The sequence below is a fragment of the Caenimonas sedimenti genome, assembly GCF_007833165.1.
In the GTDB taxonomy this organism is placed as follows: Bacteria; Pseudomonadota; Gammaproteobacteria; order Burkholderiales; family Burkholderiaceae_C; genus Ramlibacter; species Ramlibacter sedimenti.
Window position 1 is genome coordinate 119,145 of record NZ_VOBQ01000019.1, and the last position, 19,445, is coordinate 138,589.

Annotated in this window: 21 protein-coding genes; 13 read left to right on the forward strand and 8 right to left on the reverse strand. The window is 69.4% G+C overall.

The genetic code is table 11. The features are described from left to right. Positions 1–9: 9 nt before the first annotated feature. Both FN976_RS23015 and FN976_RS29005 read right to left on the reverse strand, forming a co-directional pair. Positions 10–375 carry a hypothetical protein gene (locus FN976_RS23015; RefSeq protein ID WP_145895419.1) on the reverse strand — a complete coding sequence of 122 codons (366 nt, stop codon included), beginning with the start codon at positions 373–375 and terminating at the stop codon, positions 10–12. Between the two features lie 38 nt (positions 376–413). After that, positions 414–878, reverse strand: coding sequence for a retropepsin-like aspartic protease family protein (locus tag FN976_RS29005; protein WP_222432869.1), 465 nt, complete (start codon positions 876–878; stop codon positions 414–416). 148 nt (positions 879–1,026) lie between these two features. On the opposite strand from FN976_RS29005, the gene FN976_RS29010 reads away from it, so the two are divergent. Continuing rightward, complete coding sequence (locus FN976_RS29010; protein WP_186511115.1) at positions 1,027–1,605, forward strand: hypothetical protein; 579 nt, start codon at positions 1,027–1,029, stop codon at positions 1,603–1,605. 45 nt (positions 1,606–1,650) lie between these two features. Then, a complete protein-coding gene (locus tag FN976_RS23030; protein ID WP_145895422.1) occupies positions 1,651–1,878 on the forward strand; it encodes a hypothetical protein in 228 nt (75 codons plus the stop codon). A 198-nt stretch (positions 1,879–2,076) separates the two neighbouring features. Here the strand turns inward: FN976_RS23030 and FN976_RS23035 are convergent, their stop codons facing one another. Then, positions 2,077–3,072: a gluzincin family metallopeptidase gene (locus FN976_RS23035; RefSeq protein WP_145895423.1), complete on the reverse strand. Its 996-nt coding sequence runs from the start codon at positions 3,070–3,072 to the stop codon at positions 2,077–2,079. Positions 3,073–3,115: 43 nt separating this feature from the next. Then, positions 3,116–3,610, reverse strand: coding sequence for a hypothetical protein (locus FN976_RS23040; RefSeq protein WP_145895424.1), 495 nt, complete (start codon positions 3,608–3,610; stop codon positions 3,116–3,118). A 71-nt stretch (positions 3,611–3,681) separates the two neighbouring features. On the opposite strand from FN976_RS23040, the gene FN976_RS23045 reads away from it, so the two are divergent. The 9 genes from FN976_RS23045 (at position 3,682) to mnhG (ending at position 11,700) form a co-directional block, all read left to right on the forward strand. Beyond that, complete coding sequence (locus FN976_RS23045) at positions 3,682–4,080, forward strand: hypothetical protein (protein ID WP_145895425.1); 399 nt, start codon at positions 3,682–3,684, stop codon at positions 4,078–4,080. 291 nt (positions 4,081–4,371) lie between these two features. Then, entirely contained in the window at positions 4,372–4,785 is a 414-nt protein-coding gene (locus tag FN976_RS23050) for a GreA/GreB family elongation factor (RefSeq protein ID WP_145895426.1), read from the forward strand. Positions 4,786–4,793: 8 nt separating this feature from the next. Then, on the forward strand, positions 4,794–5,696 hold the full coding sequence (locus FN976_RS23055; RefSeq protein WP_145895427.1) for a universal stress protein: 903 nt from the start codon (positions 4,794–4,796) through the stop codon (positions 5,694–5,696). 57 nt (positions 5,697–5,753) lie between these two features. Continuing rightward, positions 5,754–8,642, forward strand: a complete 2,889-nt coding sequence (locus tag FN976_RS23060) for a monovalent cation/H+ antiporter subunit A (RefSeq protein ID WP_145895428.1) — start codon at positions 5,754–5,756, stop codon at positions 8,640–8,642. Further along, the gene (locus FN976_RS23065; protein ID WP_145895429.1) at positions 8,642–8,986 is read left to right on the forward strand and encodes a Na+/H+ antiporter subunit C; all 345 of its coding nucleotides are present in this window, start codon (positions 8,642–8,644) and stop codon (positions 8,984–8,986) included. The genes FN976_RS23060 and FN976_RS23065 overlap by 1 nt, the downstream gene beginning before the upstream one ends. Beyond that, positions 8,983–10,623 carry a monovalent cation/H+ antiporter subunit D gene (locus FN976_RS23070; RefSeq protein WP_145895430.1) on the forward strand — a complete coding sequence of 547 codons (1,641 nt, stop codon included), beginning with the start codon at positions 8,983–8,985 and terminating at the stop codon, positions 10,621–10,623. Before FN976_RS23065 ends, FN976_RS23070 begins: the two co-directional genes overlap by 4 nt. Next, positions 10,620–11,105 (forward strand): Na+/H+ antiporter subunit E, encoded by a 486-nt coding sequence (locus FN976_RS23075; RefSeq protein ID WP_145895431.1) that lies wholly within the window; start codon positions 10,620–10,622, stop codon positions 11,103–11,105. Before FN976_RS23070 ends, FN976_RS23075 begins: the two co-directional genes overlap by 4 nt. Further along, positions 11,102–11,377, forward strand: coding sequence for a K+/H+ antiporter subunit F (locus FN976_RS23080; RefSeq protein ID WP_145895432.1), 276 nt, complete (start codon positions 11,102–11,104; stop codon positions 11,375–11,377). Before FN976_RS23075 ends, FN976_RS23080 begins: the two co-directional genes overlap by 4 nt. Beyond that, positions 11,374–11,700 carry a monovalent cation/H(+) antiporter subunit G gene (mnhG, locus tag FN976_RS23085; RefSeq protein WP_145895433.1) on the forward strand — a complete coding sequence of 109 codons (327 nt, stop codon included), beginning with the start codon at positions 11,374–11,376 and terminating at the stop codon, positions 11,698–11,700. Before FN976_RS23080 ends, mnhG begins: the two co-directional genes overlap by 4 nt. Before the next feature lie 24 nt (positions 11,701–11,724). Here the strand turns inward: mnhG and FN976_RS23090 are convergent, their stop codons facing one another. Continuing rightward, positions 11,725–12,585 (reverse strand): 2-keto-4-pentenoate hydratase, encoded by an 861-nt coding sequence (locus tag FN976_RS23090; protein WP_145895434.1) that lies wholly within the window; start codon positions 12,583–12,585, stop codon positions 11,725–11,727. A 92-nt stretch (positions 12,586–12,677) separates the two neighbouring features. Between FN976_RS23090 and FN976_RS23095 the strand changes: the two genes are divergently transcribed. Both FN976_RS23095 and FN976_RS23100 read left to right on the forward strand, forming a co-directional pair. Then, complete coding sequence (locus FN976_RS23095; RefSeq protein ID WP_145895435.1) at positions 12,678–13,025, forward strand: hypothetical protein; 348 nt, start codon at positions 12,678–12,680, stop codon at positions 13,023–13,025. Next, positions 13,022–15,160 (forward strand): SulP family inorganic anion transporter, encoded by a 2,139-nt coding sequence (locus FN976_RS23100; protein WP_145895436.1) that lies wholly within the window; start codon positions 13,022–13,024, stop codon positions 15,158–15,160. The genes FN976_RS23095 and FN976_RS23100 overlap by 4 nt, the downstream gene beginning before the upstream one ends. A 3-nt stretch (positions 15,161–15,163) precedes the next feature. On the opposite strand, the gene FN976_RS23105 is transcribed toward FN976_RS23100, so the two are convergent. The 3 genes from FN976_RS23105 to acnA are packed head-to-tail and all read right to left on the reverse strand — an operon-like array spanning position 15,164 to position 19,424. Further along, positions 15,164–15,898, reverse strand: a complete 735-nt coding sequence (locus FN976_RS23105; RefSeq protein WP_145895437.1) for an ABC transporter substrate-binding protein — start codon at positions 15,896–15,898, stop codon at positions 15,164–15,166. Beyond that, positions 15,895–16,809, reverse strand: a complete 915-nt coding sequence (locus tag FN976_RS23110) for a GntR family transcriptional regulator (RefSeq protein WP_145895438.1) — start codon at positions 16,807–16,809, stop codon at positions 15,895–15,897. Before FN976_RS23110 ends, FN976_RS23105 begins: the two co-directional genes overlap by 4 nt. Continuing rightward, positions 16,806–19,424, reverse strand: a complete 2,619-nt coding sequence (gene acnA, locus FN976_RS23115) for an aconitate hydratase AcnA (RefSeq protein WP_145895439.1) — start codon at positions 19,422–19,424, stop codon at positions 16,806–16,808. The genes FN976_RS23110 and acnA overlap by 4 nt, the downstream gene beginning before the upstream one ends. Positions 19,425–19,445 lie beyond the last annotated feature (21 nt).

The window sequence follows — 19,445 nt, forward strand, 5'->3', positions numbered from 1 at the left end:
GGCGCGGCGCTATTGCGCCCGCGCCTTCATGTCGCGCAGCAGCTCCCGCTTGGCCTTGGCATTGGCGTTGCGCCAGGCGTGCCGGGCGGCGGCCAGGAATGCTTCCTCGCGTTCGTCCGCCGCCGCGGCTTCCTCATGCTCCAGGTCCAGCCACCCGGGCGGGCGGCCGGTGTGCGTTTCCACCTGGCGCGCCAGCTTGTCGCCGATCGGCCTGGAGCTCTTGATCTGCGAGAGCATCGAGGCGGAGATCTGCAGTTGCTGGGCGAACGCCATCTCGAGCCCCTTGGGCGGTGCTCCCCCTGCCAGCATGCCCTGCATGAATTCCTTGTGGAGGTGCACCAGGTTGCGGCGTCGGGTCTGCGCGAGGTCTGACATCTGGCCGGCACTATAGCGAGGCGGCGCGAGGGAGTCGCTCAGGGCGATGGCGGCGCGAGCACGAGCTCCTTGTCGGACACCCGCATCGAGAACCTGCCGAGGAAGTTCTGTCCCAGCAACCCGTGATCGGCGGGCCCGCCGACCAGCCCGATGCCGATCCGCACCGATGAAACCGAGAACGGACCCGCCGAGACGGCGACGCCTCGCAAGGTGCGCCCGGGCATCGCTCCGTTGGCGGTCTGGAACGTCGTCGGCTCACCGCCTTGCAGGCCGGCCTGGCTGGCGAAGGCCTCGCTGACGACGACGGTCGACGCGCCGGTGTCCACCAGGAAGGTGATGGGGCGGCCATTGACCGTCCCTTCCACATAGAAGTGGCCATTGCGGGCGCGCGGGATGCGGAGCTCCCCCGCCGCCGTGACGACCGCCGCCTTCGGCTTCATGGTGTGGTCGAGTGCGAGGTACACGACGCCCATCACGGCCAGCCAGAACGCGAGCACGCCCACGTGACCCCATCTGCGAACACCACCACCAGCGGCCGCCCGCTCCTGCTCGCCCATGCGGGCCCTCCATTGCGGCAGTTTGCCTGCACCCATCATAGAGACGCGCGCGGCACATCGTCGGCCAGCTCGGCAGTAGTAGAGTAGCTCTCCCATGCCGCCCGCCCGAACCGCCACCGCTCCGGCTCGCCGATGGCTCGCCGCGCTGCTGCTGGCCAGTGCGGCCGCCACGCCCGGGCACGCGGAGGATTTCAAGGAATTCAGCAGCCAGGGGCTGCCGCGGTCGCAAGGCATCGTCGTGCGGGTCAGCCACCCGCCGCAATGGCGAAAGGTGCCGCTCGACGACGAGATGGCCATCGCGGAACTGCGCGGGCCGCATGGCGGGCTCACCGGCATCCTGCAGATCGGCAGGGGCCGGCAGCGCAACGACATCGAAACCCTTTGCAAGCCGGACCGCGCGCGGACGATGCTGGCGCAGGTTTCCGCCAACAACCAGGATGCGCGCGTCACCGATGTCATGGCGCGCACGCACCAGGGCCGGCCGGCCTATGAGATCCGGTACGAGCGCAACGATGCACCCGACCACATGGTGGTGCGCAGCATGGTCGTCTGCCTGAAGGACAGCCAGCTGGTGGTCAGTTGCGCCGGGGCGGGCGGAGCGAAGGCCGCTGTGACCGGGATCGAGCCGGTGTGCAGCCGCATCCTCGAGAGCTTGTCGATCACCGAGGATTGATGCTGAAAGATGGCGCCAGGTGCCGACTGCGGCCAGAATAGCCGCATGGCCCCCACCTCCACCTGGCGCGACAAGATCCTGGCGCTGCTGCGCTCCGGCAACGCGGCGGCCGCCATCGCCCAGATCAAGGTGGCGCCCAGCGTCCGCGACCTGCGGGCCCTCGAAAAGGCCCTGGCCGCGCCCGCGTTGAAAGGCAAGTGGCCCGGCGTCGATGCCGCCGTCACCGAAAACCTGCAGGCCTTGTCCGCGCCACGGCTGCACCGGTCGCCATGAACTGAAGGTGGCCGCACCATGTGCCCTTCAGGGCCATGGGCAGGCATCCGTCCCGCCCCCGTGGCACTGTCCTACCTGCGATGGCCGGCCGTTTGGGGCATCATTCATTCGTTCCCGGTGACCCCGGGGGCAACCTCCAGTTAAACAGCGCTTCGGCGCGTTTCGCGCCCGGTCCGTCCGGGCGTTTTCTTTGGTGCGTCACGCCAGCCGGAACTGCCCCTTCTCCGTCCCGTCCGCCCAAGTGCCGGGTTCCGCCTTCCAGGACCCAGGCCCCAGCACGACGGCGGCCAACTCGTCCAGCCCCACACCCAGCACCTCGATGGCTGCGGCGGCGCCGCCGTCCTCATACCGCGCCGCTTCGCAGAAGCGCGCGAGCAACTCGTAGTCCTTGTCCAGCAGCTGAACCAGCAGTTTCGCGAGCTCATAGCTGAGGGGCTGGCCGTCGTCGGGCCGCAAGAAGGATTTGCCGCTCCAGAACTCCTGGATCGTCGACGCATCCCAGAAGCGGCCCATCAGGTATTGCAGTTCCTGCGGCTGGTAGCGCGGACGGGCGGGAACGAACCGGTGCTCGGTGTTGACAGCCAAACCTTCGTTCAACCAGGCCGGGATCGGCAGGTGGCGCACCAGGCAATGCGTGAGTTCATGCACCACCACCGGCTCCATCGTTTCGAACGGCCCCTGCGCGAAGACGAAGTGGCCGTAGCCCGCGTCGACGAACATGCCGCCACTGGTCGCCTCGGGCTGCGAGGATTCGCTTCCGTAGTGCGCGATGTACTGGTAGTACGTCTCCTCGTCACCGAACACCATCACCACCGTCTTGCCGTGCCCGTGGTCGGCGGCGATGCCGCGCAGCGTGGCGAGCACGCGCTTGCGCGAACGCTCCAGGTAGTCGAGCAACACGGTCGTGGCACGCGGGGCCAGCGCCGACAGGAGCATGAAGTTCGGCGATTCAACGCGGCCGTAGCCGGTGGGCAGGGCTGCTGAAGTCGCATCCAGCCAGGCGGCCGCCCAGCCGTTGGCTTGGCGATGCAGCGCGGCATCGTCCCCCTCATCGGGCCAGGTCTGCTGCCGCCAGTCCGGAATGGGCAGCCGGGTGCCGGCGCGCCAAACGATGCCCTCCTCCATCGCCTCGCTGGTGACCGCCGGCGTGGGCGCCGGGTCCGGCTCACGCTTTCTCTTCAGCCATTGCAGCATGCCGAATCCCTCCTCGCGGGATTCTAGGCAACGGGCAGCGGGGTCAGCGGAAGTTGAACAACCGGTCCCGCACCTCCATGCCCGGATGCGCGCGCCGCACGATGCCCTGCGGATCGAGGTAGACCCAATAGAACATGTCGGCGCCCTGCACGTCGCGCCAGCGGTAGGTCATGACCGGCCCGTTCCAGCTGGCGACCCCATCGACCCGCGCGGGCGGGCCGAATTCGCGTTCGATGTCGGCGCGCGTCCATTGACCCGGCACGATGCGGTGGAAGTCGCGCTCGTTGAGCACTTGCCGGCTGCTGACGACCTTGCCCGCGGCGTCGAGATCGACCATCCAGGCATCCTGCCCGGCCGGCTGCAGCGAGTACTGCAGGCGTTGCCCGCGGCCGGGCAGTTCCACCACGCGCGTCGGCTGGCCCAGCCGGGCCAGGACTTCCTCGCGGGGCGTTCCGGGGGCGACGCCGGTGGCGGCGTAAGGGGAGGCGCAGGCGGCCAGGAAAAACGCGGCCGCGAACGGGAAAAGACGTTGGATCATGGAACGTTGGAGTGGAAATGGCGCTTCAGGTTCGCTGCTGAGCACGAGTGGTTCACCGCTATCATTTCTGGATGGCCCACAAGATGCACCGCCTGCTGCTCGCCGCGGTGTGCCTCGTCCCGCACCTCTGCTTGGGCCAGGAAGGCACCAGGTCCGTGCCGCCGGAGTGCGCCAGGTTTCTCGGCTTGTGGTCCGGGACTTTGTCGCTGGGCTTCTACGGCAAGCAGCGCATCCACGTGACGCAGGTCTCCGATCAATGCGTGGCAACGCTGGCGTACAGCCCGACCGAGGCGATGCCCGAATCGTCTTCGCAAATTCCGATCCAGGCGGGCGTGATGACGTTTGCCTGCAGCGTGCCCGGAAGCACCTGCCGCCTGGAGGTGAAGGAGGATGCCCTCCACCTCACCGTCACCACGCCTTCCGGATTCGTCAACACGGGCGTTTTCCGCAAGGCGCCGCCCGGACAGTAGATACGCTCACATCGCGCGCCGCGGGCCATTCTGGCAAGACTTCTGGGGGCATCGCCACCAACGCTGGCGCCCCGGCAGGGTCTGGCCTAGACTGAGCCCATGAACCGCCGGCTCCCGACGCCCCAGCTGCCGCACATCGTGCGGCGCTGCCGTGCGCTCGCACTTTCCTGAGCCCGGCGATTCACCTCCTCCCCTTGTAGCGCAACATCGAATCGCCGGGCCTCGCAAGCGCAGAGTCCCCGCACACGCGTGCTTCACGCACGCGGTGCCCTGCTTGCCAAGGAGCCCCGCATGGCCGCCGTCCTCGCGCCCGAGCGCACCCTCACCCAGATCGACTACGTCCGCCTCACGCGGCTGCTGACCGAGCAGCCGGCGTCGTTGAATGCCGGCACCCTCGACGAACTGCTCGCCGTCAGCGAGCTGGTGGCGTCACCCTCCGTGGCGCCCGATGTGGTCACCATGTACAGCCAGATCGTCGTGGCCGACGAGACGGATGGCGCGCGCATGAAGATCGCGCTGTGCTACCCCGACCATGCGGAGCCGGCCGCCGGCTTCATCTCCGTGCTGGCGCCGCTCGGCACGGCCCTCCTGGGCCTGCGCGTCGGCGACGTCGCGCGCTGGGCCGGGCCCGGCGGTCAGCTGCATGCCACCCGCGTGGTCGAGATGCTGTTCCAGCCGGAAGCCACCGGCGACTACACGACGTGAGGCCCACGATGTCGACGGACCAATCCTTCCATCGATGGGTCACGCCGCGCCACATCCTGGTGCTGCATGACCTCACGGCGCAAGCCGACCAAGCCGCCTGGCGCGCGGGCATGATCGCCCGCGACCAGGGTGCCGACCTGTGCCTGCTGCACGCCGCACGCGAGCCGGCCAATGCGGGACGTGCGCGCATCGCCCTGCAGCGGCTCGCGGGTGAACTCGCCGAACGCCTCGGTATGACGGCCGACGTGCGCGTGGTGCATGGCGACCCGGTCGATGCGGTCATGCGCGCGCGTGCGGACACCAGCATGGTGGTCCTGGGCGCGCGGCGCCGGAACGTGCTGCGCGACTGGATCTTCGGCACCCCCGCCGAGCGGCTGATCCGCATGGCCGGCCGCCCCGTGCTGGTGGTGAAGAAGCCGGCCACCGCGGGCTACCGCCGCGTGCTGGTACCGGTGGACCTGGGGCCGGGTGCTACGTCCGCGATCACGGCCGCGACGGCCTTGACGCGCGGCACGCGCATCGACGTGTTCCATTCGCTGGCCGTGCGCCACGAGGTGACGATGCGCGCGGCCGACGTGCCCGAAGCAGTGGTGCGCGAATACCGGCAACGCAGCGCGGACCGCGCCCGCCAGCGCATCGGCGAACTGATCGGGACGGTGCCGGACGCCGGCTTCTCCGCCGTGCCATCCATCGGCTTCGGCTACGCGTCGAGCATGGTGCTGGCCAAGGAACAGGCGATGCGCGCGGACCTCGTCGTCATCGGCAAGCGCCGGCGCGGGATGCTGGCCGACTTCTTCCTGGGCAGCGTGACGCAGCGCGTGCTGGCCGGCGCGCGTTCCGACGTGCTGGTGCTGCCGGTCGTGGCGAAGGAGGCCGGCGCCCCGCTGCCTCTCAGTGGCCTCCCGGCTTGAGCAAGCCAACGTGCCGCTCTGTCCCGGCGGCCTGGGACATGCCTCTACACTCGGTTCATGTCCCTCTGGTGGGTGATCGCAGCTCCGTTCCTCGCCAGCGCCGTGGCCGCGGGCATCCCCACGCGGCTGCGCAACCTGCAGGCGGCGCTGGCTGGTGCCGTGGCGCTCGGCAACGTGGCGGCGCTGGCGGCGTTGTTCCCCGCCGTCGCCGAGGGCAGCGTCATCGAAACGCACTGGGCCTGGCTGCCCAGCCTTGGTGTCGAGCTGATCCTGCGAATCGATGGGTTCGCATGGCTCTTCGGCATGCTCGTCAGCGGCATCGGCGCGCTGGTGGTGCTGTATGCGCGGTACTACCTGTCGGCTGACGATCCGGCCGCGCGCTTCTACTCCCTGCTGCTGGCCTTCATGGGCGCGATGCTGGGCATCGTGCTGTCGGGCAACCTGGTGCAGCTCGCGGTCTTCTGGGAACTCACCAGCGTCCTGTCGTTCCTGCTGATCGGCTACTGGACGCACCGCAAGGATGCGCGGCGCGGCGCGCGCATGGCGCTCGTCGTGACGGCGGCCGGCGGCCTCTGCCTGCTGGGCGGCGTGGTCCTGCTCGGGCACATCGCCGGCAGTTTCGAATTGAGCGCGGTGCTCGCGGCCGGCGACCGCGTGCGCGCGCACCCGCTCTACCTGCCCGCCCTGGTGCTGGTGCTGCTGGGCGCGCTGACCAAGAGCGCGCAGTTCCCGTTCCACTTCTGGCTGCCGCACGCGATGGCCGCGCCGACGCCGGTGTCGGCCTACCTGCACTCGGCGACCATGGTCAAGGCGGGGGTTTTCCTGCTGGCACGCCTGTGGCCCGTGCTCTCCGGCACGGACGCCTGGTTCTGGATCGTCGGCGGCGCGGGTCTGACGACCCTGCTCATCGGCGCCTATGCCGCGATGTTCCAGAACGACCTCAAGTCGCTGCTGGCGTATTCGACCATCAGCCACCTGGGCCTGATCACCCTGCTGCTCGGCATGAACAGCCCGCTGGCTGCCGTCGCCGCCGTCTTCCACATGATGAACCACGCCACGTTCAAGGCTTCCCTGTTCATGGCGGTGGGGATCATCGACCACGAAACCGGCACGCGGGACATGCGCCGGCTCGACGGCCTGTACCCGTTCATGCCGGGCACCGCCAAGCTGGCGATGGTGGCCTGCGCCGCGATGGCGGGCGTGCCTTTGCTGAACGGCTTCCTGTCGAAGGAGATGTTCTTCGCGGAAACGCTCTACGTTCAATCGAGCCCGTGGATCGGGTACGGCCTGCCGTTCGCCGCCACCGTGGCAGGTGTGTTCGCGGTCGTCTATTCATTGCGCTTCGGGCACGACGTCTTCTTCGGCGACCCGCCGCGCGACTGCCCGCGCGTGCCGCATGAGCCCGCGCGCTGGATGCGCGTGCCGATCGAGCTGCTGGTGGTGACCTGCCTGGTCGTCGGGATCCTGCCCGAGTGGTCCGTCGGGCCTTTCCTCGCCGCCGCTTCGCGGCCGGTGGTCGGCGGCGACCTGCCGGCCTACAGCCTGGCCATCTGGCACGGCTTCAATGCGCCATTGCTGATGAGCCTGGTTGCGCTGGCCGCCGGCCTGTCCATCTATGTCGCTTTCGCCGGACGTTTCAAACAGCGCGGGCTGCGGCAGACACCCATCATGAACCGGTTCGACGGCAAGCGGATCTTCGAGCGCTGCCTCGCCGTGGCGAGCCTCTCCGCGCGCGCGATTCTCCAGCGTACCAGCAGCCGGCACCTGCAGGTGCAGATGCTTTGGATGTTCGTCGTGGCCGGCGCGGTCGCCCTCGCTTCGGCGCTCGTCGTGCCGCTCGAATGGGGCGACCGTGCGCGGGTCCCGGCCACCGTCGAGTTCGTGCTGCTCTGGACCGTCGGCGGCGCGGCGGCGATCGGTGCGGCGTGGCAGGCCAAGTTCCACCGGCTCATGGCCCTGACGCTGCTGGGCGTGGTCGGCACCATCGTCTGCCTCACCTTCGCCTGGTTCTCGGCGCCGGACCTGGCCCTGACCCAGCTCGCGGTCGAGGCCGTGACGATGGTGCTGTTCCTGCTCGGGCTGCGCTGGTTGCCGAAGCGGATCCCGGTCGAGGAAGCGGGGCCGGCGCGGCGGGCGCGCTGGCGGCGCCGCCGCGACTTCCTGCTGGCCGCCGTCGCCGGCACCGGCATCGCGGCCCTTTCGTACGCGATGCTGACCCGCACCGGCTACCAGAGCATCTCGCCGTACTTCATCCAGAACGCGCTCCCGCTGGGCGGCGGCACGAACGTCGTGAACGTGATGCTGGTGGACTTCCGCGCGTTCGACACCTTCGGCGAGATCACGGTCCTCGGCACCGTGGCCCTCACCATCTACGCGCTGCTGCGGCGGTTCCGGCCGCCGCGCGAAGTCTCGACGCTGCCGCCGCAGCAACAGGCGGTGCCGGCGGACGGCACCACGGACCTCGTCAAGCCCCAGGAACAGGCGTACAAGGATCCGGCCCAAGGCTACCTGCTGGTGCCGTCGGTGCTGGTGCGCCTGCTGCTGCCCATCGCCATGGTGGTCGCGCTCCACCTCTTCCTGCGCGGCCACAACCAGCCGGGCGGTGGCTTCGTTGCGGGGCTGGTGCTCGCCACCGCCTTCATCGCCCAGTACCTCGTCGGCGGCACCGACTGGGTCGAGGACCGCCTGGACCTGAACCCGCCGTGGTGGATCGCCGCCGGCCTGCTGCTGGTCGTCGCCACCGGCCTGGGCTCGCTCGCCTGGGGCTACCCCTTTCTCACCACGCACACGGCGCACGTCACGCTGCCGTGGTTCGGCCAGCTGCACCTGCCCAGCGCGGCGCTGTTCGATGCCGGCGTGTTCGCCGTCGTGCTGGGCGCGACGCTGCTGATGCTGACCCCGCTGGCCCACCAGTCGCTGCGGGCTCGCCGCCGGGAGCGCCGCTGATGGAAGTGATCCTCTCGGTGGCCATCGGCGTCCTGGTCGCGGCGGGCGTCTGGCTGGTGCTGCGCCCGCGGACTTTCCAGGTGCTGGTGGGACTTTCGCTGCTTTCGTACGCGACCAACCTGTTCATCTTCAGCGTGGGCAGCCTCTCGATCGACAAGGAGCCGATCGTGCGCGCCGGCGTCGCGGCCAACCTGCTGAACTACACGGACCCGATGCCCCAGGCGCTGGTGCTCACCGCGATCGTGATCGGCTTCGCCACCACCGCCTTGTTCCTGGTGGTGCTGCTGGCGCTGCGCGGGCTCACGGACAGCGACCACGTGGACGGCAGCGAGGAAGGCATGTGAACCTCTCCACGCACGCCGTCCTGCTGCCGGTGCTGCTGCCGCTGGTGAGCGCCGCGCTGCTGGTGGTGCTGCCGGACCGTTTCCGCCTGTTGAAGGCCGGGCTGCACCTGCTGACGATGCTCGCGAGCCTGGCGGTGGCCGTCGTCCTGCTGCTGGGCCTGGACAGCGGCACCACGAACGGCACGAAGGTCTATCTCCCCGGCAATTGGCCGGTGCCGTTCGGCATCGTGCTCGTGCTGGACCGGCTGTCGGCCATGATGCTGGTGATGGCCGCGCTGGCCGGCGTCGGGTCGCTCTTGTTCGCGCTCGCGCGCTGGCACCGCGCGAGCGTGCACTTCCACCCGCTGCTGCAGTTGCAGCTCGCGGGCCTCAACGGCGCCTTCCTCACCGGCGACCTGTTCAACCTGTTCGTGTTCTTCGAGGTGCTGCTTGCGGCCTCCTACGGCCTCCTGCTGCACGGCGGCGGCTCCCTGCGCGTGCGCGCGGGACTGCACTACATCGCGATCAACCTGCTGGCATCACTGCTGTTCCTGATCGGCGCGGCGCTGCTCTACGGCGTGACCGGCACGTTGACGATGGCGGACATCGCACAGAAGCTGCCGCTGGTCCCACCCGCCGACCGCGGGCTGCTGCACGCCGCCGCCGCGTTGCTGGCCGTCGCGTTCCTGGCCAAGGCGGCGTTCTGGCCCTTGAATTTCTGGTTGCCCTCGGCCTATGCGGCGGCCAGCGCACCGGCCGCGGCCATGTTCGCGATCCTGACCAAGGTGGGGGTCTACGCCATCCTGCGCTTGTGGACGCTCTGCTTCCCGGCGACGGCCGGCGACTCTGCGCTGTTCGGCAGCGGCGTGCTGGTCTGGGGCGGCCTCGCCACCATCACCTTCGGCTCCCTCGGCATGCTGCGGTCGCTGCAGCTCTCCCGCGTGGCCGGCTACAGCGTCATCACTTCCTCCGGCACGGTGATCGCGGCCGCGGGCTTCGACCAGCCCGCCCTCACGACCGGTGCGTTGTTCTATCTCGCGAGTTCCACGCTCGGCGCCGCGGCGCTGTTCCTGCTGGTGGAGCTGGTCGAGCGGCAGCGCCAGGTGGAGGTCGACCCGCCGGCGCCCGACGACGTGGTCGGCCGGCTTCCGGCCTTCACCGAAGAGAAGGCCGCCGCTGATGCCAACCTCGACGACGAGCAGGGCTTGCTGGTGGGACGCGCCCTGCCCGGCGCGCTGGCCTTCCTGGGCGTCGCGTTCTTCACCTGCATGCTGGTGATTGCCGGCCTGCCGCCACTTTCCGGCTTCGTGGGCAAGCTCGCGATGCTGCAAGCACTGGCGGCCGGGGCCGCGACCGGTACGTCCGGCAGCGCGGCATGGGTCATGTTCGGCTTGCTGCTGTTCTCGGGCCTGCTTTCCACTGTGGCCTTGTCACGCGCTTTCATCACGCACTTCTGGGCGACGCAGGACCGCGCGGCGCCCCGCCTGCGCGTGATCGAAGGCGTCCCGATCGTGCTGCTGCTCGGTGCCTCGATCGCGCTGGCGGTCGGCGGCGAGCGCGCACTCGGCTACGCGCGCGCCGCCGCGGACGGCCTGCACGCGCCGCAAGGCTACATCGACGCGGTGATGACGACGCAGCCCAGGGCGGCACCACGATGAAGCGACGGCCCTCCCTCATCCTCGCGCTCAGTCTCGGCGTGTTCTGGCTGGTGTTGAACGACTCGCTCGCGCCGGCGGACCTGCTGGTGGCCCTGCTCGTCGCGCTGGTCGTCCCCTGGCTGGCTTCCCCCCTCAAACCCCCGGGTGGGCCGATGCGCAAGCCGCTCGTGCTGGCGCGGCTGGTCCTGCGGGTCGGTGGCGACGTGATCCTCTCCGCCCTGCAGGTGGCGCGCGGCGCGCTGCAGCCGGTGTCGCGGCCGCCGAGTGGCATGTTCATTCGCGTCCCGCTGGAGCTGCGGGATTCGCATGCGCTCACGGCGCTGGCCGTGATCACCACGGTGGTGCCCGGCTCACTCTGGTCCGAGCTGGCGCCGGACCGCAGCGCCGTGCTGCTGCACGTCTTCGGGGTCGACGACGAAGCGGCCTATGTCCTCGAATTCAAGTCGCGCTACGAGCGACCGTTGAAGGAGATCTTCGAATGAACCTGCTCGCGCATGCCGTGACGATCACCCTGCTCCTGTACGGCGCCGCCATGGTGCTGGCGCTCCTGCGCCTGTTCCGCGGGCCGCGGGCGCAGGACCGCGTGGTCGCGCTGGACTTCATCTTCGTGGTGGCCATGCTGGCGATGCTGACGCTGGCGATCCGCTACGACAGCAGCATGTACTTCGAAGCCGCGCTGCTGATGGCGCTGTTCGGTTTCATGAGCTCCGCGGCCATGGCCAAATTCCTGCTGCGCGGCGAGGTGATCGAATGATCGCGGAGGCGGTGGTGGCGCTGCTGCTGCTGGCCAGTGGTGCGGCTGCACTGGTGGCGGCGCTCGGTCTCTGGCGCCTGCCGGATTTCTTCCTGCGCATGCATGCACCGGCCGTCTGCTACACGCTGGGCAGCTGGACGCTGGCACTCGCGTCCGTCATCCACTTCACCGCCGGCACGGGGCAACTGGCGCTGCATGTCTGGCTGATCATCGTGATCCAGGCCATCACGGCGCCGGTGACGACGGTGCTGCTCAGCCGGGCTGGCCTGTTCCGCGCGAGGCAGGCGCGCGAAGCGGTTCCGGGCCCGCTCGGCGGCGACTGAGAGCGAATCTCGCTGTTGCGCGCCTCAGTCGGTGAACTCCACCCACACCGGCTGCGCCCCCGTCAGTCCTTCGTAGGTCACGCGCAAGACCAGCCCTGGGCTCGGCACCACCACCGGCGGGAACGACCCCAGGCTCAGGAGATCGCCGGCCTTCAGCACGATGCCCGCCTTCGCCAGCGCCTGCACCAGCCACAGCGCCGACGCCATGGGATGCCCGAGCAGGTCGGCGCCCGTGCCAGTGCCCATCCGGCGGCCGCTGCCATCGGCCACCTGCACCTTCATTTGACCGAGGGCGTCGAAGAAGATGCCCTGCCCGGCGCTGTCCTCCGGAATCGCGATCGACGTTCCAGTGATGCCGCCGCGCGCAGCCATGTTGATCGCCGTCATGCCCCTCGCATCGAGCTTGTTCGGATTCGCGACCAGCATGTCGGGCAGCTCGATGAAGGGGATGACCTGGTCCAGGGCGGCCAGCACCTGCTGGGGCGTGGTCGCCCGCTGGATGTCGCTGCTTCGAACGCGCACCAGCAGGTCGGCCTCGACCGTGGGCCGCGCGGCGAACTTCACACTGACCTTGGCGCCGCTCGGGACGAAGTCCCCGCCGTACAACGTGCCCCAGGCCGGGCCGGTGCCCTTGACCATGCGGCGGATCGCCTCGTTGGTCAGGCCGACCTTGTACCCGATGGGCGCGCCCAGGCGCACTGCCAGCACCGCGGCCAGCTTCGCGCGGCTGCAGGAAGCGTCCTCCTCGGACATGACGGCCAGGTCCGGCGCGGGTGCGCGCGCGGTGTAGCTCGCCGCGAGGTTGGCCACCTGCGCATCACCCAGGCATTCCGCGCGCGCCGTTGCGGCACACAGCAGCGCCGCCAGAACAACATGTGTGCGCATAACGCCTCCTGCCGCAGTCTTGCGCAACGCCCGCCGTTGTCAAACAGAGAAGACCCGGGTGTCGCACGCGCCCGAAAGGTGAAAATGCTCCCATGGGAAGCCGCCACGCCATCCACTGCCTGCCACTCCTGCTCCTGGCCGCATCCACCGCCGCACAAGGCGGGATGTCCCAGGCGCGGCTGGAGGACGATTGCCTGCAGCGGCTGCGGCCCATCGTTCCGCGAGACGTGAAAGTGAGCGGCGTGGACTTCTCGGCGCTCGGCGCGTATGCCACCTACTTCGTCGTCTCCTACAAGTTCGCTGGCGAGCTCGAGAACGGGAAGCGCGTGGCCGCCTGCACCTACCGCCGCGAAGGGCAATGGGTGCGGGACGATGCCGCCAGCCATCAATTGCTGCGCGACCTCGAGAGTTCGCGCCGGCGGAGCGCGGCGGCACCATGATGAACGGCACCTTCGTCGGCCTGGCCGACCAGCTCGCTTCGGTACGCCGCTCGCATGGCTTGACGGCCGCGGTTTCGGCCGCATCCATCACCGTGCCCCACGCGTTGGGCCTGGGCCTGATCGCCTTCGCCCCGCTGGCCGGCGACGTGCCGGTGGCCGCGCTGGCGCTCTGGTCGGCGGCGCTGCCCGGGGCCCTGCTCACGCTGCTCGCGCCGCGCCGCGGCGTGATCTACGCGCCCACGACCGTGGTGGCCCTGCTGTTCGCGGCGGTCGTCGCCACCGTCGCCGGTTCCGCCGCCAGCATGCGGCTGACGCCGACCCAGGTGCTGGCGGTCTGCGGCGCCACGGTGGCACTCGGCTTCACCTTCCAGTGGTTGTTCGGGCTGTTGCGGCTGGCGTCGCTCGCGCGGTTCCTGCCGATCTCCGTGACACACGGGTTCGCCGCGGGCGTTGGCCTGGCGATGGTGCTCGGCCAGATGTCGGCGGGCTTCGGCGCCGGCTTTCTCGCACTCGATGCGCGCACCTTGCGGCATCTGCTGCTGGCATTGGCCGTGGTGGCCGTCGCGCGGGCCGTGCAGCATCGCTGGCCGCGTTGGCCGGGGTTGCTGCCGGCCGTGGGTGGCGTGGCGCTGCTGGTCGGTGTCACCGGGCTGCTGCCGCTGTTCGAGCCGGCCATGACGGCCGCATCCTTCGCGTGGCCGCCCATCCCGGACTGGACCGGCGTGCCCTGGGTACCGGTGATGCAAGGCCTGGGCGCGAAGCTCGTCTCGCTGGCGATGCTGATGGCCATCGTGAACAGCCTCGACGTCGTGGTGTTCAACCAGGAGCTCGAGCTGGAGCACGGCCTGCACGCCGAGCCCAACCAGGCGCTGCGGCGCGAGAGCCTGATCGGCGCGGCGTGCGGCCTGTGCGGCCTGATCCCGGCGTCGACCAGCGCATCACGCTCGCGGGCGGCGCTGGCGCAAGCCGGGCCATCGGGCGTGGTCGCGCCCGCGCATGCGATCCTCCTCGTCCTGGTGGCCGCCACCGGCCACCTGTGGCTGCCCTGGGTTCCGATGGCTTGCCTGGCCGGCGGCCTGCTGCTCTCCGGGTACATGCAGGTGCCGCAGGTGATGTGGTCGCGCGCCTATGCCAAGGCGGCGGCGGCGACGTGGAGCCAGAGTTGGCTGGTGGCCTTGGTCTTCGCGGTGGCCGGCGGCGTCGGCGCGCTGGTGGCCGGGCTGGTGGTGGCGACGTTCGTGCTGCTGCATGCCTCGGCCAGCACGGTGTTGCGGCGCGCCCTGCTCGACGGCGAGCGGCGCTCGCGGCGCCTGCGCCGCGCCGCGTCGGAAGCCTGGATCGCGCCGCGCATGAACCAGGTGGCCGTGTTCGAACTGCAGGGCGTCGTCTCCTTCGGCGTGGCGGCGCACCTCGCCGAACAGGTCAACGGCCTGCTGCAGCCGCGCCATCGCTGGGCCATCATCGAAGCGTCCCGCGTGCCCGCGTGGGACGCCACCGCGCTGGTGCGACTGGCTGCCTTGGCCCGTGACCGCGAAGCGCACGGCGTGCAGGTGGTGGTCTGCGGCCTCGATCCGCGCGCGGCCGCCGCCATGCCCGCAACGGTGCACCAGGCCGCGGACCTGGACCGCGCGCTCGAATGGGCGGAGGACGCGATCCTGGCCCAGAGCACACCGCAGGACGTTCCCCCGCACGGTGCGGACGATGCGCTGGGCGAGCTGGCCCATGGGATGTCACCAGAGGCTCGACTCTCGCTCGAAGCGGTGCTCGACTGGCGCAACGTCGGCGCCGGCGAGCAGGTGTTCGCGTCCGGGGAGGCCGGCGACGAGATGTGGATCGTGCAGGCCGGGCGCATCACGCTCTCCACCACGTGGCCGCCGGCCGATGGCATGCGCCTGGCGACGGTGGGCTACGGCATGGCCTTCGGCGAGATGGCCTTCCTGGCCGGGCAGCCGCGCACGGCCTGCGCCGGCAGTGAAGCCGCCCCAGCGGTGTTGATGGGGCTGCGGCGGCCGGTGTTCGATGCGTGGGCCGCGGAACATCCGGCCGACGCGCTGGTGTTCATGTCGAACCTGGCGCAGATCGGCACGCGGCGGCTGGCCGCGACGACTCGGCAGTTGCGGGCGGTGCTCGAGTAGGAGCTAAGCGGCCGGAGCGACGGCCGCGCCCTGGATGCCGTGCCGCTGCAGGGCCTGCGCCACGAACCCGCTCGCCTTCATCTCTTCGACGTAGGCCGACAGGAAGCTTGCGGCTTCCTCGCCGCGGCCGCGCGGGCAACCCATGGCCTGCTGGATGACCATGAAGCGGCCGGGCAGCATGCGAAGGCCTCCGGCGCGTTGCACTTCGGCCTCCAGCTGTTGCTTGACGCCAGCCGCCACTTCGCAGCCGTGTTGCAGGAAGTGCTCCATCACCGCCGGAGAAGTGGGCGCGCGCTCGATGGTGGCCTGCTTCAGCTCGCGCGTGAGGAACAGGTCGTAGGCGCTGCCCTGGCCCACCACCACGCGGTTGCCGGGCCGATCCACCTGTTCCGTTTCAGTCAGAGGAGAGTCGTTGCGCACCGCATAACAACCTTCGATCAGCACGTAGGCGGCGGTGAAGCGGATCCCCTCACCGCGCTTGGGATCGATGGCGAAGAAGCCGATGTCCGCCTGCTCCTGGGTGACCGCATCCACCGACTTGCCGGCCGCGTCGAACACCACGAGTTCCAGCGGGACACCGAGCCGTTCAGCGAATCCACGGGCGAGGTCCACCGACACGCCATGGGCCGAGCCCGGCTCTGGCCCTGGGGAAGCAAGGATCGGATTGCCGGTGTTGATGGAGGCGCGCAGCCGGCCGGTGGGCGCGAAGGCCTGGACGATGGAGGATGGAACGCTCATGCTTTCTGCTCGGGTTGCTGGAGGATGTCTCGAATACGGGCGAGGTTGCGCAAGGTGCTGCCCAGGTGCTCCCGCATGACTTCGGCCGCTTCCTCGTTGCGCTCGCGCTCCAGCAGGTCCAGCAACATCAGATGCTGATCGCAATGCTCCCGGTAGCGTGAGCGGTCGCGCATGGACCGGTAGGAAAGCAGGCGGCGCACGCGATTGACGCGGCGCATGGTGTCGATGAAGAACGGGTTGCCCGAGCCCTCGATCAGCGATTCGTGAAAGCGCACGCCGCGATCGTGCAGCTGGTCGGCTGTGTCGGTGTCGATCCCGCCGTTCAACAGATGATGTTCCGCGGCACGGCAGCGCGCGATCACCTGCTTGTCCAGCCGATATGCCGGCTCCAGCAGCGCGGCAGGCTCGATCGCAACGCGCAGGCGATACGACTGCAGCAGGCTCTCGGGTGTGGTCAGCATGTTCGAGAACTCCCAGCCATAGCCGGGCTTCTTGCGGGCCCAGCCCTCGTCGCCGATCCGCGTGAGCACCGCCTGCAACTGGGCCGCTGTGAGGCCGTAGCGACGCTTCAGCATGGATTCGGTGAACTGGTCCGGCAGGTCACCGCGCAAGCGGTCTTCGGCGATGCGGAAGTAGGTCTCCGCCACCGAGTCCCGCGGCGCCCCATTCGAATCGACCGCGAAGCCTGCTGGGACCGACGCGGCTTCCTGCGTCGCCAGGAAGTAGCCGCGATTGGGCTCACGCCGCACGATTCCCTGTGTCTGCAGGAGTTCGAGTGCTTCGTTCACCGGCGATCGGGAGACGCGCAGCCGGTCCGCCAACCATTGCGCCGGCAAATGCGAACCGACGGGCAATTCTTCGGACCGGACCAGCTCGACGATCTGGGACGGCAGGGCGGGAACCAGGCTCATGATGCCCCGATAGTCTGCCGCAGGATGGCCGGCAGGACGCCGCCCTCCCGCAAAAGATTTGCTTCGAGCTGGGTTTCGACAGCGGCGCGGGCATTGAACGGCATACGTGACCCATCGGCACGAACAATCGCCGCCGGGACCTCGGCACCAGGCGCAATGCAATCCGCCGGCGCATCCACGTGCAGCTGGTCCCCCGGCCGCAGATTCAACGATTGCGGCGTCAGGCCCTGCGGAAGCAACAAGGGCAACACGCCCATGCCGATGAGATTCGAGCGGTGAATGCGCTCGAAACTCACCGCCAGCACGGCGCGGATGCCCAGCAGCCGCTGGCCCTTGGCGGCCCAATCGCGTGACGAGCCCATTCCGTACCGTTCGCCGGCCACCACCACCACCGGCCGATGCTCGTCCCGGTAGCGCTGGGCGGCCTCCCAGATGGGGAGCATCTCACCGCTGGGGACGTGCAGCGTGTGCCCGACCGGAGCTTCAGGCGCGAGCAGGTTGCGCAGGGAGCGGTTGTAGAAGACCGCGCGCACCATCACTTCCCAGTTGCCGCGGCGGGAGGCGAAGACATTCAAGTCGTCACGCTGCTCGCCGCGCTCCACCAGGAAGTCGGCCACAAAGCTGTCGCGGGGAATTGCGCTGGCGGGCGAAATGTGGTCTGTGGTGATGTCGTCACCCAGCACCAGCAGCGGATAGGCGTCGTAGCTGCCGAGAACCGAGCCTTCCTTCAAGGAAGCGAAGGGCGGCCTGCGCAGCGCTGTCGATTGTGGGTCCCACGGGAATTGCGGCGTGGACGGCGCCTTCAACCCCAACCACAACGGGTTGAGGCTGGCGCGCGCGAAGTCGCGCTGGAAGTCAAGGGGATCGCGTGAATGCGCGAGATGCGCCTGGACCTCGGCGGGCGTCGGCCAGAGCTCGCGCAAATACACCGGTCGCCCATCCGCATCGACCTGCACCGGCTCGCGGCTCAGGTCACGGTCGGCATCGCCGGCGAGCCCGAAGGCCACCACCAGCGGCGGCGACATGATGAAGCTGAGCTCCAGTTCCGGATGCACGCGCCCCGGAAAGTTGCGGTTGCCCGAGAGGATGGCGACGCCCTTGGCCGCGCCCTGTTCCTGCGCCGACCGGACTTGCTGCGTCAATGGCCCGGTGTTGCCGATGCACGTGGTGCAGCCAAAGCCCACGACGCCAAAGCCAACGGCCTCCAGATCCGCCATCAGTCCGGCACGCTCCAGGTACGACACCGCAGCCGGGGATCCTGGAGCGAGCGAGGTCTTGACCCAGTCCGGGCGCTTCAGGCCCCGGGCTCGTGCCTTCCTGGCCACCAGGCCCGCGGCCACCAGCAGCGCGGGGTCGGACGTGTTGGTGCAGCTGGTGATCGCCGCGACCGCCACCGGATGCCGCGGCAGCGTGGCGCTGGCCACCGGATGCTGGAATTTTTCGGCCGCCAGCACCTGCGGCATCTCGGTGTAGCTGTGCAGGTCCTGCGGCCGCCTCGGCCCCGCGACATGCATGCCGACGGCGGCCAGGTCGATGACCAGCGTGCGGGTGTACCGGGGCTGCGCCTGCGGGTCGAACCACAGGCCGTTGTGCCGGCAATAGGCCTCCACCAGCCCGACCGCCTCTTCCTTGCGGCCCGTGTCACGCAAGTAGCGCAACGTCTGGTCGTCGACCGGGAAGAAGCCCGTGGTGGCCCCGTACTCGGGCGCCATGTTGGCGACGACACTGCGGTCTCCCGCCGTCAAGGTGCTGACGCCGGGCCCGTAGAACTCCACGAAGTCGCCGGTCACATCAAGCTCCCGCAAGCGGTGCGTGACCACCAGCGCGAGGTCGGTCGCGAGCACCCCGGGCTGCAGTTGCCCCGTGAGGCGCACACCCACGACGTCCGGCACTTGCAGCATGGTCGGCATGCCGAACATCACAGTCTGCGCTTCCAGGCCGCCGACACCCCAGCCCAGCACGCCGATGCCGTTGATCATGGGCGTGTGGCTGTCGGTGCCGATCATCGTGTCCGGCACGACCCAATCCACGCCGTCGCGCTGCTCGATGCTGACTACAGTGGCCAGCTGCTCCAGGTTGATCGTGTGCATGATCCCCGTGCCAGGCGGATGGATGCGCACGCCCGGCAGCGCCTTCGACGCCCAGCGCAGGAAGCGATAACGTTCGGCATTGCGCCGGATCTCGTGCTGCATGTTGGCCTCGACAGCGCCGGGTTGCGCGAACGCTTCCACGGCCAGCGAGTGATCCACCGACACGTCCACCGGAAGCCGGGGGCGCAGGACCGACGGATCCACGCCCGCTTCCGCGAGTTCGTCGCGCATGGCGGCGATGTCCACCAGCGCCGGCGTGCTGGTGGTGTCGTGCATCAGCACCCGGCTCGGCTGGAATGGAATCTCCAATTCGCTGGATCCCGTCTGAAGCCAGTCCAGCAAGGCGCGAGCAGCACCAGGTGTTTCGGATGCAGCCGCGCAGCGCAGGACGTTTTCGAGTAGCAGGCGATGGACCCACGGCATTGCCACGAGCCGGGCGCCGGCGAACTGCGGCAGATCAATAGAACGAAAGGTCTTGCCCTGGTACTCGAATTGGCTCATGCACCCGGCATAAGTGTTTTCCATGACGCTAGTTTGCATATTTCA

Excerpts from the sequence above, each read along its gene's own strand:
- acnA (WP_145895439.1), bottom strand. The coding sequence starts at position 19,424 with ATGGAAAACACTTATGCCGGGTGCATGAGCCAATTCGAGTACCAGGGC.
- FN976_RS23035 (WP_145895423.1), bottom strand. The coding sequence starts at position 3,072 with ATGCTGCAATGGCTGAAGAGAAAGCGTGAGCCGGACCCGGCGCCCACG.
- FN976_RS23090 (WP_145895434.1), bottom strand. The coding sequence starts at position 12,585 with ATGCGCACACATGTTGTTCTGGCGGCGCTGCTGTGTGCCGCAACGGCG.
- FN976_RS23040 (WP_145895424.1), bottom strand. The coding sequence starts at position 3,610 with ATGATCCAACGTCTTTTCCCGTTCGCGGCCGCGTTTTTCCTGGCCGCC.
- FN976_RS23080 (WP_145895432.1), top strand. The coding sequence starts at position 11,102 with ATGAACCTGCTCGCGCATGCCGTGACGATCACCCTGCTCCTGTACGGC.
- FN976_RS23095 (WP_145895435.1), top strand. The coding sequence starts at position 12,678 with ATGGGAAGCCGCCACGCCATCCACTGCCTGCCACTCCTGCTCCTGGCC.
- FN976_RS23055 (WP_145895427.1), top strand. The coding sequence starts at position 4,794 with ATGTCGACGGACCAATCCTTCCATCGATGGGTCACGCCGCGCCACATC.
- mnhG (WP_145895433.1), top strand. The coding sequence starts at position 11,374 with ATGATCGCGGAGGCGGTGGTGGCGCTGCTGCTGCTGGCCAGTGGTGCG.
- FN976_RS23110 (WP_145895438.1), bottom strand. The coding sequence starts at position 16,809 with ATGAGCCTGGTTCCCGCCCTGCCGTCCCAGATCGTCGAGCTGGTCCGG.
- FN976_RS23015 (WP_145895419.1), bottom strand. The coding sequence starts at position 375 with ATGTCAGACCTCGCGCAGACCCGACGCCGCAACCTGGTGCACCTCCAC.
- FN976_RS23030 (WP_145895422.1), top strand. The coding sequence starts at position 1,651 with ATGGCCCCCACCTCCACCTGGCGCGACAAGATCCTGGCGCTGCTGCGC.
- FN976_RS23065 (WP_145895429.1), top strand. The coding sequence starts at position 8,642 with ATGGAAGTGATCCTCTCGGTGGCCATCGGCGTCCTGGTCGCGGCGGGC.
- FN976_RS23105 (WP_145895437.1), bottom strand. The coding sequence starts at position 15,898 with ATGAGCGTTCCATCCTCCATCGTCCAGGCCTTCGCGCCCACCGGCCGG.
- FN976_RS23060 (WP_145895428.1), top strand. The coding sequence starts at position 5,754 with ATGTCCCTCTGGTGGGTGATCGCAGCTCCGTTCCTCGCCAGCGCCGTG.
- FN976_RS23100 (WP_145895436.1), top strand. The coding sequence starts at position 13,022 with ATGATGAACGGCACCTTCGTCGGCCTGGCCGACCAGCTCGCTTCGGTA.
- FN976_RS29010 (WP_186511115.1), top strand. The coding sequence starts at position 1,027 with ATGCCGCCCGCCCGAACCGCCACCGCTCCGGCTCGCCGATGGCTCGCC.
- FN976_RS23050 (WP_145895426.1), top strand. The coding sequence starts at position 4,372 with ATGGCCGCCGTCCTCGCGCCCGAGCGCACCCTCACCCAGATCGACTAC.
- FN976_RS23045 (WP_145895425.1), top strand. The coding sequence starts at position 3,682 with ATGGCCCACAAGATGCACCGCCTGCTGCTCGCCGCGGTGTGCCTCGTC.
- FN976_RS23075 (WP_145895431.1), top strand. The coding sequence starts at position 10,620 with ATGAAGCGACGGCCCTCCCTCATCCTCGCGCTCAGTCTCGGCGTGTTC.